This window comes from Mangrovimonas sp. TPBH4 (genome assembly GCF_001280505.1).
Taxonomy (GTDB): Bacteria; Bacteroidota; Bacteroidia; order Flavobacteriales; family Flavobacteriaceae; genus Mangrovimonas_A.
Map to the genome: position 1 here is coordinate 118,080 of NZ_LBIO01000043.1, position 13,544 is coordinate 131,623.

Sequence of the window (13,544 nt, forward strand, 5' to 3'; positions counted from 1 at the left end):
CAAATCTTAAACCTAAATTACTTATGAAAAAATTGTTTTTAATAGCCTTAACCTGCATTGGTTTTTCGTTTGCTACCCAAGCGCAGATGATTTCCCCAAACGCCATCGGACTGCGCCTTGGTGACAGTGACGGGATTGGTGCTGAAATTTCTTATCAAAGGGCCCTTGGTCTAGACAACCGTCTGGAAGTAGACTTTGGATGGCGGAACGGAAACCGACATGATGGGGTTAAACTTACCGGCATCTACCAATGGGTTTGGAACATTGATGGTGGCTTTAATTGGTATGCAGGACCTGGAGCTGGTCTAGCCTCTTATGAAGAGCATTATCATCATGGAAATGTATACCATGATGAACACGATACCTTTATCTTTATTGCAGGAGACGTTGGGATAGAATATAGTTTTGATTTCCCATTATTACTTTCTTTCGACCTTAGACCTGAATGGGGGTTTGGAGACAGTGCCCATGACAATAACGACTTAGACTTTGATCTTGCACTTGGCGTGCGCTACCAATTTTAAACAAACAGCATTTTAATAAATAAAAAGCCACCTATAAAAAGGTGGTTTTTTATTTATTAAATTAAGTCGAATCTCTTAAATGACTACACTGTTCTTTAAAGTTCTTTCATAGATCGCCTCATATTGAGGGACAATTTCGTGTAAATCAAAATTGGCCGCTTGTGCCTTGGCTTGTTTTTTGAAAAGCTTGAGTGTTGATGGCTCCCTTAAAATTGTCAGAGCGTTTTTACTCATGCCTTCTACATCTCCAACAGGACTTAAAAACCCGGAAAAACCATTGATATTTACTTCAGGGATCCCCCCAGAATTACTCGAAATAACAGGAACTCCAGAAGCCATGGCCTCCAAAGCGGCCAGGCCAAAACTCTCTGTTTCCGAAGGCAATAAAAACAAATCGGAAAAACATAAAATCCTATCTATTTCATTGCTATTTCCAAAAAACACCACTTTGTCTTGTATTCCCAATTCTTCACATAACCGCTCGGCAGGCTCCTTTTCAGGTCCTTGACCAACCATCATAAGCTTCGCGGGAATTTCCTTTTGAATGTTATAAAAAATCTTAACAACGTCTGTAATACGCTTTACCTTTCTGAAGTTACTAATGTGTGTTACAATTCGTTCATCATCACTCGCCATCATACCTCGTTGGCAATCTGTGAAATTGTTCTTGTGTTTGTCCAAATCAATAAAATTGGTCACGACATCAATATCCTTTTTAATAGCGAACAAACGCAGGGTATCCTGTTTTAAATCTTCCGAAACAGAAGTCACCGCATCCGATTTATTGATACTAAAGGTTACGGCTGGTTTGTAAAACGGATGACTCCCCACCAAGGTAATGTCCGTACCATGCAAAGTCGTAACGATAGGAACATAAATGCCTTCCTCAATCAACATTTTCTTGGCCATATAGGCTGCGTAGGCATGGGGAATGGCATAATGCACATGCAAAATTTCAATGCCATGCAATTTCACCATATCCACCAATTTACTGGAAAGCGCCAATTCATAAGGTTGGTAATGAAATAAAGGATATTCTGGCACGTTGACCTCGTGGAAGTGAACATGGCTTCCTAAAAGCTCCAACCTAACAGGTTGTTTATAAGTGATAAAATGAACTTCGTGTCCGCGTTTGGACAATTCTATACCTAGTTCGGTAGCTACAACCCCACTTCCTCCAAAAGTAGGATAACATACTATACCTATTTTCATGATTTAATCTTCAATAATAGCCTCGTATATGAAGCGTTGTATTTCGGTTCGAATATTTTCTCTCAACAACAAATTCTTTCCTGCTGTTGGATACGTTCGGTTTGCCAAAAATACGTATATAATTTCTTCTTCCGGGTCTGCCCAGGCATAAGTTCCCGTAAATCCAGAGTGTCCAAAACTTGTCATGGACAAACATCCACAGGTGGGTCCACTTTCCCCTAATTGAGGCTTATCAAACCCTACTCCTCTTCTATTATCATCATCACAATAATAACAAGTGTTGAATTTCTCTATGGTTTCTGGTTTTAAATATCGTCTACCTCCGTAAAACCCTTTTTGGAGATACATTTGCATAATCTTGGCCACATCATTGGCATTGCTAAACAAACCGGCATGCCCCCCTACACCATTTTCCATAGCCGCTCCCATGTCATGGACATACCCCTGAATGGTCTGATAGCGATAGTAATCATCCACTTCGGTAGGGATTATTTGAGAATTGCTAAACAGTTTTGAAGGATTATATGTAGTATGATTTGCTCCCAACGCCTTATAAAAGTGCTCTTGTGCCAACTTGTCCAAAGATTGGTCGTAAAAACCCTCTATATATTTCTTTAAAATATAATACGGCATATCACTATATCGATACCCGGGCTTGGTAAGTAGGTCACTTTCCATAATTATTTTTTGCATGGTATCTGGATAATCATATCGCAAATAGACTTCATCGGCCACCTTAATATTAAATTTAGGACTTGGCTTACGTCTGTAGTATTCCGGACTTGGCTTATTCAAGGAGTCCAAGGTTGCCGTATAAAAAGGAATCCAAGGTTTCAATTGGGCGCAATGCGACAGCATTTCTTTAATGGTTATATTTTTTTTATTTGACCCCTTATATTCCGGAAGAATTTTTGACAACTTGGTATTCAGACTGATTTCACCGCGCTCTTCCAGTTCCATCACCAATGGCAAGGTGGCCAAAATTTTTGTGAGTGATGCTAAATCGTAGATATCACTAGATTTTACCTTTTCATCGCCCTCATAGGTGTGTTTCCCAAAATTTTTATTGTAAATCACCTTTCCCTTTCTGGCAACCAACAATTGAATTCCAGGTGTCATTTCATTATAGACTGCATAATTGGCTATGGAATCCACCTTTTTCAATCGTTCCGAACTCATCCCAACACTTTCGGGCAAGCCATAGCCCAACAACTCAATGTCTGTATATTCAATGCCTTCTCCTTCCTTAAAATAGTCTCCTGCAGATACAGGTAAATGTCCTTTTGCCGGTAAGGCCCCAAACAACATTTGTGCAGACTTTTCCTGCGCTATCTTACTATTTTGATAACTCACTACAATTCCTTCAATATTTTCAATGGACTTTAATCCCATCAAGGCATAAGGACGGGCAAACACATCCAAAATCACATTATTGGTCCTAGCAATTTCATACAACCATACCAATTCCTGATTGCTAAACTCATGAGATTTCCATGGAGATGCATTAGATTTATGCAAGCCTATAATAACCGTATTATAATTTTGGAGCTTTGTTAGCAACTCATCCAATTTATCAGCTTTCACCTCATGTACTTTGGTATACTTTTGAAGCTCATTAAAGAACACCGAACCATCATCATCTCCAAATTGTAAATAGGCAATCTTTTTGGTGTCTAAATGCCTAATTGGCAATAATTGTTGTTTGTTACGAACCACTGTAATGGCAGCTTCCATCAATTGGCTGTACAGCAAATCGTCCTTAAGTCTATTAAGATCTTCTACCAAATGTTCAGTTTCAATAGGCTTGTAATGATCTAATCCAACCTTATATTTAGCCATTAAAATTTTCTTAACCGAATGTGCCAAACGCTCCTCTGAAATAATGCCTTTGGCATAGGCCTCTCCCAATTTGGTAACACCGGTGGACACATCCTCGGACATCAACAACACATCATTTCCCGCCAAAAAGGCTGCAAGGTCCACATCACCTGATTCACTAAAATTGGAAACCCCTTTCATTTCCAAGGCATCGGTAAAGATCAATCCTTGAAATTGAAGACGTTCTCGTAAAATATCGGTTACAATGCGTTCCGACAAAGAAGACGGATATCCTTGCCTAGGCTCTAAACTAGGGACATTTAAATGGGCCACCATCACACTGGATAAGCCCTCCTTAATCAATCTTTTGTATGGATATAGTTCTATAGAATCGATGCGTCTTTCATCAAAGCCAATCGTTGGCAATGTTTTATGCGAATCTCCTTCGGTATCGCCATGCCCAGGGAAATGCTTGGCATTTGCCAACACACCCGCACTTTGCATGCCCCTCATAAAAGCCAAAGCCTTGGTGGTAACATTATCGCGATCCTCGCCAAAGGAACGATTTCCAATAATTGGATTGGCTGGATTCGTGTTAATATCTACAACCGGTGCAAAATTGAAGTGTACCCCCAAACGCTTACAGTGTTCCCCAACCTGATAACCGGCTTGCTGAACCAAAGCATTATCCTTAATGGCTCCCAAGGTCATGTTCCATGGAAAAGCATAGGTAGAATCCAAGCGCATGCTCAAGCCCCATTCGGCATCCATCCCAATTAGCATTGGTACTTTAGACAGCGCCTGTAGCTCATTGTTAAGTCTCGCTTGTCTTACTGGACCGCCTTTGGAATAAATGATGCCGCCAATATGATGTTCTGAAATTAAGTTCTCAATCTTTTCCCTTGTCTTTGCATCCTGACTTGAAAACACCTGTACCATAAACAATTGTCCAAGTTTCTCCTCTAGGGTCATTTTATTATAAATACTATCCACCCATTTTTGTTGGGCTACAACATTTTCTGCTAATAAAGGATTGATTGTAACATTACTTTGCGTTGGACTGTTTTTGGCCCAAGCATAATAAAAACAGGATAATAGAATGATAGAAGTTAGGGAATATATGTATCTCATAAAGAATTTTAGGCCAAAGAATTAATTATCAGCCAAAATAATACTTTTGCAAGGAAGAGTAAAAAACTTTAAGAGAGTTTTATAAAGAAGCTACTAACAATACCAAAAAATAAAAAGAAGCTGCTTTTGATTATTAAAGCAGCTTCTTTTTAATATCATGATATTTATTGAATTAGTATCTTACAAAAATCTAGAATGCCAACTATCTTTGGCAGGCACTTCCCAGTTTTCGTTAAACTCGGCAATGTTGGTCACCAAATTGTTAAACACAATGGTATTTTTGGACACGGCTTTGTCCTTGGCCATTTTTTTAAAATCAACCAAACTTTTGTAGGCGATAAATTCCCCTTGCTTGTAGGACACATTCATTTTGTCCATTAAATCTACACCGTATTCCTTCTCCAATTCTTGAATAAAATGAACCGAAGCATCTATAGAGCACCCTGTGGCCTTATTTAAGTTTTGATTCAAACCTAAAACAATAAATCGCTTGTATATAATTTTATACCCCGCATGCAAATCACTACCGTGTGCCGTCCAATTATGGACAAATTCATTTAATTTGGTTTCCAACTCCTGTATTTCATCATCGGTGAACGTTCTATTGGCTTGGTAAATCCAAACTCTGGATTCTTCTGGTAAGGTATCAAAATCAACTAACATAGCTATTATTATTTATGCCTACAAAAGTACAATTTTACATCCAATGTCTATCTTCAGATTCCACTTTATACAATAGAAAATCGACAATATGTTGGGCCTCATTTACCTTTATAAACGGAATGGTCAAGGCTTTTGAGGCTGTATAAATTTTTACAGATGCTATGCCTCTGTGTTTTTGAAAAATGCTTTGTTTCAATTTCACACCTTGCAGTTTATGTATTTCGGCCATATCGGTATTGATGTCAATCAATCCGCCACTTCCAATTACCAAATACTTCTCATCAATACTATAATAGGCCTTTTTATAGCTTTGATGTACTACTAAAAAAATAAAAATCAACAGAGGAATATTCCACAGCAAATACAAATAAGACAACTGGAAGAGTACAATACTATTTGCCAATAAAACAAACAGCAATAATTGAAGAGTCTTCACTCTTTTAAAATAAGGCGCCGGTTTGTGCCTTTCAATCCCGTTTAAAATGTTACTGTGGAATTTCTCAACCAGATTAGCCGACTCTGATTTTGACAAACCAATTATGGAAAAATTCTTCAACTGCTTTTTATTTACCATGGCTTGGGTAAAAAACATTTGATGTAGGCCCAAGGCTCTTTTAAATCGGTTAGTGGACAAAGTTATGGTTTGTATACGGCTAGTCACCAAACCCAAGGAAACTTTGTTGAACAAGCCTTTGGAAATCTCCAAGCCTTTGTCGTTTTCAGTAACTTTAAGATCAAAATTTATTAGAACCGTTTTCACTAAGGAAAACAGAAATGCTACCAACAATAAAAAAACTGCTAAAGCAACATTAAAAATTAAGAATTGGAGCATTTGACTTTCTCCAAACTGATAATAAGATTCTTCATATGCTTCCAAATCAATATCTCCCAGAACATCTTTGAAGTTACCATAAAGCCCCAAAAAGAAAGCGAAAATAAATGCCATACTTTTCAAATGGTTTTCTGAAACCCCTTCTAGAAGAAGATTTTTCACAGAAACTCGGAAAAAGGTCCTTTTATTTTTAAATTCAGACAAAACCTCTTGCGCTTCTTCATTCTCTGTTGAAATTTGCCTAGTGCCTGAAATCAATAAAGCCTTCAAAGTTTCTGCAGAAGATTTATCCAATGCCTTAATTTCAATTTCCGTCTTCTTATCCCCTGCACTTTCAACAGACAGCGATACCACATCAATGATTTGCTGTATGAGATTTTGTTTGATATAGACATTTTGAATTTTAGACTTTGAAATAGAGGTTTCTTCCTTTTTTAAGATGCCTTGATGAAGAACAAAATAATCGTTAAGAATACTGAATTTAAAATTTCGATACTTCAAAACTGAAATAATAAGCAGCAGCAACAATACAATACCAACAAATACAAAAAGCTTTAAAATCGCAGCACCTGAATCTTGCTTTTTTAAAGTCGAAAATATCACTATAGACAGGAAAACCCATGTTTTTCTTATTAGTGCATACAACTGAAAGGCAAACATCACGATGATACCTTTCGGCGATTGCCGAGTAGGAACACTAAAATTAGAACTACTCATTCAATTTGCTGCTTAAAAACGTTTTCAGTGATTGCGCTACTTCCAGCGGCAAGCCTTTAATGGACAAATCGCTACCACTTTGTCCCGCAGAATACAAGTGTAGCGTAGCCAAACCAAACTTTCTAGCCAAAAACGTCCTAGATATTTCAACGTGCTGAATTCTATTAAATGGAAGTGTGGTTACAGAATGTACCAAAACACCCTTAGAATAGGTAATATCCTGATCCCTTAAGGCATATTGGCGCTTATTAAATGACATATTTGCATACCCCAAACTCAATCCAAAAGCTAAACCCCAAACTACTAGTATTCCAAAAAATATGGTTTTTGGGAGACTTTCGTCCACTACAAATGTGTCAAGAATTAAAAAAATGATGAGGAACCCTAAAAAAATAGTACTGCAATTTAAAAACAAAATAGTTCTATATTTCAGGGCAATTTTAGAAAGTTTGAGATCTTCCAATTTAGGAAGCGACTCAATGGTAATTTGGTTGTTAGTAAACACTTAATGAATTTTAAATTTGTATAGGAATTTATTCCTCAATAGTATTTTTAGTGTATTTATATCGAAATGCCAAGGAAAGCCATAACCCATTTCCCAAGAATAGGAAAATAAAATGACCCAAGGATATTGGATCATCAATATAAAAACAATACAAGGCAGTAGATCCAGCTATAAACAAGCCTCCCCAAAAGCCAATGGATACTATTTTTCTTAAAGGCAGTAACTCTCGCTTCATAATCATTGGTTGATTTTTTCTATTTCAAAATAGATTTTACAAAATTGTTGTCTAAAATACAAATAAGTACCATAGCTTAATCCACTAAGTCTATTTGTCTGTCGTGATACCCCAATAAATACAAAACGCCATCCAGACCAATACTGGATATGGCACTTTGGGCATTATTTTTAACCGTTGGTTTAGCGTGGAAGGCAATCCCCAAACCTGCTAAATTTAGCATCGGCAAATCGTTGGCTCCATCTCCAACTGCAATAGTTTGACTGATATTGATTCCCTCCTGTTCTACAATTTTTTTGAGATATTCTGCTTTTTTGTCACCATCAACAATTTCACCAAGATAGCCTCCCGTTAAAGCACCATCTTTAATCTCCAATTGATTGGCATATACATAGTCTATCCCCAACTCCTTTTGAAGATAATGGCCAAAATAGGTAAAGCCACCAGACAAAATAGCTGTTTTAAATCCGTAACTTTTTAAGGTATCGATCAATCGTCTAGCCCCTTTGGTTATGGGCAAGTTTGCAGCTACAGATTGAAGCACTTCTTCACTCAAGCCCTCAAGAAGTTTCATGCGTTTGGTAAAACTTTCCTTAAAGTCTATTTCACCTTGCATGGCAGATTCTGTAATCGCCTTTACTTCATCTCCAACGCCCGCCAATACCGCCAGTTCATCTATGACCTCGGTTTGTATCAAGGTTGAATCCATATCAAAACACACCAATCGTCTGTTTCTTCTGTAAATATTGTCTTCTTGAAAACCGATATCTACATCCAAATCATGCGAAATTTCCATGAATTTTTTAGTGAATTCAGATTTATCATCAATATGTCCCCTAATGGAAAGTTCAATACAAGCTCTAGGATATTCCTCTTCTTTTGATAAGGAAATACGGCCTGTAAGTCGTTTTATCGCATCAATATTTAGATTCTTATCCGAAATAACTTCGGTCACTTTTGCAATCTGTTCCGCACTGAGTTTTTCTCCTAATATCGTCACGATATACCGATCCTTACCCTGCAAGCCAACCCACTTTTCGTAGTTTTCCAAAGTAATAGGGGTGAATTTTGCGGTAATGCCCAACTCATAGGCTTTAAACAGCAAATCCTTTAGAACGGCAGCAGATTTTGCCTTGGACTTAATTTCGAATAAAATCCCTAGTGATAGTGTATCGTGAATATTTGCCTGACCAATATCCAAAACCTTGGCACCATATTCGGCCAATACAGCTGTTAAACTAGATGTTAAGCCTGGTTTATCTGGCCCAGAAATATTTAAAAGGAAAATCTCATTGGTCATAAATGTCTTTTTTAAACCTTATAATCCCAAAATTCAATATTCTTTTTGAATAATAAAAGCTTTGTTTTAATCAAAAACTGATATTTAAAGATTCATTAGTTTTTCAAAAGATTTGCTAATCTTTCGTCAAAAAATCCACCAGCATGGCCGAATAAATGAGAATTTTCAAAAGCTAGACTTATAAGTCTTTAGCATCTGCAATCAACTCGGCAATATCCATCACCTGAACAGCCTCTTCCTTTTCCTTGGCCTTTACACCATCTGTCATCATGGTATTACAGTATGGACATCCCGTTGCAATAATTGACGGTTGTGTTTCCAAAGCATCCTCTGTTCTTAAAACATTGATATCCTTGTCGCCTTTTTCAGGTTCCTTAAACATTTGGGCCCCACCAGCACCACAACATAAAGCAGTTTGCTTATGGCGTTTCATTTCTATCAATTCAACACCCAAAGTCTTCAATAAGTTTCTTGGCGCTTCATAAACTTCATTAGCCCTTCCTAAATAGCAAGGGTCATGAAAGGTAATGCGCTTTCCATTCAATTTAGAACTACTTTCTATTTTCAATCGACCTTCGTGCATCAATTCTTCAATATACTCTGTATGATGCTGTACTTGATATTGACCTCCCAAAGCTGGGTATTCATTTTTAAGCGTATTATAAGAATGTGGACAAGCTGTTACGATGCGCTTCACCTCATAGCCATTCAACAGTTCTATGTTCATCATGGCCTGCATTTGAAAAAGAAACTCATTCCCGGCACGTTTGGCAACGTCCCCGGTACAACTCTCTTCTGTTCCCAAAACAGCAAAGTCTATTTGAGCCTTGTTCAACAACTTAACAAAAGCTCGTGTTATTTTCTTGGCTCTATCATCATAACTTCCGGCAGAACCCACCCAAAACAAAATTTCGGGTTGTTTTCCTTCGGCCATAAAGTCTGCCATGGTTTTTACTATAAGTTGATCCATCTTATTATTCGTTATATAGTTTGCGTATTCCCTCGTATAATTTAGGATACTTACTATTTTTCATCTACCCAGTTTAATCTATCCATTTGGTTATATGGCCAAGGCGCACCGTTGTTCTCAATGTTGCCCATCATATTATTAAGTTCCATTGGCGCGGCACTTTGCTCCATCACCAAATAACGTCTCATTTCCAAAATGATGGACAAAGGATCTATGCTCACCGGACAAGCTTCCACACAGGCGTTGCAAGTGGTACAAGCCCAAATTTCTTCGTGTGTAATATAATCTCCCAACAACTGTTTGCCATCATCCTTGAATTCCCCCTTGTTGGCGTCAATGTTTTTTCCTACTTCTTCCAAACGGTCACGGGTATCCATCATGATTTTACGGGGAGACAACTTTTTCCCTGTTAAATTCGCAGGACACTCACTAGTACAACGCCCACATTCCGTACAAGTATAGGCATTCAACAATTGCACCCAACTTAAATCCTGAACATCGCTAGCTCCAAATTTTGCTGGAACTTCCTCTTCTGCTCCACCATCTTCTGGCATCGCAAAAGGATCTGCATTTGGGTCTAACATCATTTTTACTTCATTGGTTACCGCTTCAAGGTTATTAAATTCCCCTTTAGGCTTTACCTTTCCAAAATAGGTATTTGGAAATGCCAATAGAATATGAAGGTGTTTTGAAAAGTACAAATAGTTAAGGAATACCAAAATCCCCAAAATGTGCAACCACCAGGCACTACGCTCTATGACATATAAAGTTCCTTTGGACGCTCCGGAAAACAACGGCGCAATAAATTGACTGATAACATTTCCTGATTGTAAATCGTTCTGAAAGTCTACATCCGTCGCGTTCATTACCAAAAACAGGGTCATCAGCACCATTTCAAAATAAAGAATGTAATTCGCGTCATTTTTAGGCCAGCTGGTCATTTCAGCTTTCCAAAACCTTTGCAACTTGATAATATTTCTTCGTATCCAGAATATCACTACAGAAACAAATACCAAGAATGCCAAAATTTCAAAAGAACCGATTAAAAATCCATAAAAACCACCCATAAATGAGAACAAACGGTGTTTACCTGTAAGACCATCGAGAATTATTTCCAGAACCTCAATATTTATAATAATGAATCCCAGATATACAATAATATGCAGAATTCCCGCTACCGGACGACGCACCATTTTGCCTTGTCCCAAGGCTATGCGGATCATGTTTTGCCAACGCTGGTCTTTATGGTCGCTAACATCTACATCCTGTCCCAATTTAATGTTGCGTACTAATTTCTTGACATTTTTAACAAAATAGCCGATACCCAATACCAAGGCAACAGCAAAAAGTATGTTTGGAATATAATTCATTTGTGTTAGTGTAGTAGTTTATTCCTTAGATCCGGAATCTTGAATAAGGTTCCCCTCTGCATCATATTGATCGGCCTTTTTTCCAAAAACCGAAAAATGGACATAACGTTTGGGGTTTAATTTAAGGTCTTGTAATAGTTCTTCCAATTGTTTGGTAGCCCCTTCAAGGTTATCATAAAGTTGCTCATCCTTTAAAAATTTGCCCATGGTCCCGTTGCCATCTTCAATCCCCGAAAGCAATTGATTCAAGTTGTTCATGGAGCTTTGTAAATCTCTAGCAGCACCTGCCAAATCTACTTGGGCAATGGAATCTGAAATTTTAGAGAAATTACCAAAGGTGTTTTCTGCACTTGAAAGGGTGCTTTTTAAACTCTCTTGATTATCGGCTATTATTTTATTTAAACCATTGGCAGTCTCTTTATAAGCTACAATAGTTTGGTCCAAATCAGCCAAAGCCAGAGTTAAATTCTTTTTGTTTTCTGGACTAAACAAAGAATTGATATTTCTTATGGCCTCGTCGGCACTTACCATAACCATTTCAATCTTTTCTTGAAGTGGCGTTAAACGTTGGTTGACCAATTCGGACAAACCATCCTTGGTTTTGGATTCCAAAAAGGTACCACTTTTTGCAGCAGATGCCCCGTCAAAGGCAGGTATAATGGCCACAGCTTTGCCTCCTATCAATCCAGCTTCATACAACTCGGCCGTACTGTTTTTGGAGAATTCAAAATCATTGGTGATCAATAGTTTCACAACAAGCTTACCAGAGCCATCCTCCTTAAAATTAATACTTTGAACCTTCCCAACAATTTGCCCATTAATAGTCACGGGAGCGGAAGGTGTCAAACCTTCTACATTCTCATAAACGGCATAGTAGGTACGCGAAGAATCCAAAAGATTCTCACCCTTTAGATAATTGAATAAGAAAATAAGTAAGGCTATTCCTGAGATAACCAATATTGCAGTTTTAACTTCTCTTGAGATTTTCAATGTGTTTTTTGTATTTGGTTGCTCACAAAATTAGTGATAAATATATTAAGAATACTTTTAATTGGTAGCTGTTTTGAGTGCTTCAGAAAGATCTATGCGCGCACCATTTTTATAGGCAACAATAAAACTGCCAGTGTATCCTTTTTGTTTTGCTACCTCTTGGAACTTCTGAATTTCATTGTAATCTGAAGTTTCACCATAAAAATACTTGTAAATATTCCCGGCCTGTTCCACCGAGCTTACCTCAAGTCCATTAAAGTTATAAGGCTTCAATTTCAATCGTTTGGAGCTAGCCGCAATCTGCACCTTAAAGGTGATGTCCTTATACACCTCCGGTAGTTCTACTTCAGCTATCAATTCTTTTTCTTCATCCATTATTACCTCTTCGGCAAAAATGCTTTCCCCTACATTTTCCTCCAAGTACTTTTTGTAATTCATCACGGCATTCTTAATAGAATTAGCCATTTGACTTTGTCCTGATCCAGAATGTAAAAACTGTCCTTCTGGTTTATAGGTCAAAAAACCAACCTCTACCAAAACACTAGGCATATAGGTATTGTGCAACACCCACAAACTAGCTTGTTTGATCCCTCTACTTTTTCGCTTTAATATCTTGGAAAAGTTATCCTCGATCATTCTTGCCAAACGGATACTATTCTCCGTATACTCTTCCTGCATAATGGATATCCCAATCAAGGATTCCGGTGAGTTGGGATCGAACCCTTCGTAGTGCTTTTCGTGATTGTTCTCTAAAAAGATTACCTCATTTTCCTTTTTGGCGATCTCAAAATTTCGTTGGTCATTTGCCACTCCCAATACAAAGGTTTCTGTACCATGCGCCGAAGACCCATGGGCATTACAGTGTACTGATACGAACAAATCGGCATCTGCCCTATTGGCAATGGCCGCACGCTCACGCAACTCCACAAATACATCGGTCTTGCGGGTATAAATCACCTTAACATTAGGCATTTTCTCCAAAGTAGCCCCCAAATCCAATACAATTTTTAAGGCAATATCCTTCTCCTTATAGCCATTTCCTAAATTTCCAGGATCATGTCCCCCATGCCCAGCATCCAGAACCACCACAAACTTGTCCCGATCCTTGGTTGCTGTTCCAGCAAATGTTAAAGAAAATGTAAATAATACGATTATGGATAATAAGTGCGTTCTCATAAATGTTTTCAACGACAGAATATCTTTATTTATTACCTAAAAAATTGAGGCTGAGTTAATTTTTAAATTTTATTTGAATAATAATTAATCCCAAAAAAATA

At 37.7% G+C, this 13,544-nt stretch carries 12 protein-coding genes; 1 reads left to right on the forward strand and 11 read right to left on the reverse strand.

The window, feature by feature from the left end; genetic code table 11:
* Positions 1–23: 23 nt before the first annotated feature.
* Positions 24–524: a hypothetical protein gene (locus tag ZA05_RS07900; protein ID WP_053991189.1), complete on the forward strand. Its 501-nt coding sequence runs from the start codon at positions 24–26 to the stop codon at positions 522–524.
* A 75-nt stretch (positions 525–599) separates the two neighbouring features.
* Here ZA05_RS07900 and bshA read toward each other — a convergent pair whose 3' ends face one another.
* The 11 genes from bshA to ZA05_RS07955 all read right to left on the reverse strand — a co-directional run bounded on the left by bshA (position 600) and on the right by ZA05_RS07955 (position 13,443).
* Entirely contained in the window at positions 600–1,736 is a 1,137-nt protein-coding gene (gene bshA, locus ZA05_RS07905) for an N-acetyl-alpha-D-glucosaminyl L-malate synthase BshA (RefSeq protein ID WP_053991151.1), read from the reverse strand.
* Positions 1,737–1,739: 3 nt separating this feature from the next.
* Positions 1,740–4,685, reverse strand: coding sequence for a glycoside hydrolase family 3 N-terminal domain-containing protein (locus ZA05_RS07910; RefSeq protein ID WP_053991152.1), 2,946 nt, complete (start codon positions 4,683–4,685; stop codon positions 1,740–1,742).
* Positions 4,686–4,865: 180 nt separating this feature from the next.
* Positions 4,866–5,348, reverse strand: coding sequence for a hypothetical protein (locus ZA05_RS07915; RefSeq protein ID WP_053991153.1), 483 nt, complete (start codon positions 5,346–5,348; stop codon positions 4,866–4,868).
* Positions 5,349–5,382: 34 nt separating this feature from the next.
* A complete protein-coding gene (locus ZA05_RS07920; RefSeq protein ID WP_053991154.1) occupies positions 5,383–6,897 on the reverse strand; it encodes a PH domain-containing protein in 1,515 nt (504 codons plus the stop codon).
* Complete coding sequence (locus tag ZA05_RS07925; RefSeq protein WP_053991155.1) at positions 6,890–7,402, reverse strand: PH domain-containing protein; 513 nt, start codon at positions 7,400–7,402, stop codon at positions 6,890–6,892. The genes ZA05_RS07920 and ZA05_RS07925 overlap by 8 nt, the downstream gene beginning before the upstream one ends.
* Before the next feature lie 28 nt (positions 7,403–7,430).
* Positions 7,431–7,637, reverse strand: a complete 207-nt coding sequence (locus ZA05_RS07930; protein WP_157514609.1) for a hypothetical protein — start codon at positions 7,635–7,637, stop codon at positions 7,431–7,433.
* A gap of 76 nt (positions 7,638–7,713) precedes the next feature.
* Positions 7,714–8,937: a phosphoserine phosphatase SerB gene (serB, locus tag ZA05_RS07935; protein WP_053991157.1), complete on the reverse strand. Its 1,224-nt coding sequence runs from the start codon at positions 8,935–8,937 to the stop codon at positions 7,714–7,716.
* Between the two features lie 178 nt (positions 8,938–9,115).
* The gene (locus ZA05_RS07940; protein ID WP_053991158.1) at positions 9,116–9,907 is read right to left on the reverse strand and encodes a (Fe-S)-binding protein; all 792 of its coding nucleotides are present in this window, start codon (positions 9,905–9,907) and stop codon (positions 9,116–9,118) included.
* 53 nt (positions 9,908–9,960) lie between these two features.
* Entirely contained in the window at positions 9,961–11,277 is a 1,317-nt protein-coding gene (locus tag ZA05_RS07945; RefSeq protein WP_053991159.1) for a (Fe-S)-binding protein, read from the reverse strand.
* A gap of 18 nt (positions 11,278–11,295) precedes the next feature.
* Positions 11,296–12,267: an MlaD family protein gene (locus ZA05_RS07950; protein WP_053991160.1), complete on the reverse strand. Its 972-nt coding sequence runs from the start codon at positions 12,265–12,267 to the stop codon at positions 11,296–11,298.
* 57 nt (positions 12,268–12,324) lie between these two features.
* Complete coding sequence (locus ZA05_RS07955) at positions 12,325–13,443, reverse strand: N-acetylmuramoyl-L-alanine amidase (protein WP_053991190.1); 1,119 nt, start codon at positions 13,441–13,443, stop codon at positions 12,325–12,327.
* Positions 13,444–13,544: the final 101 nt, after the last annotated feature.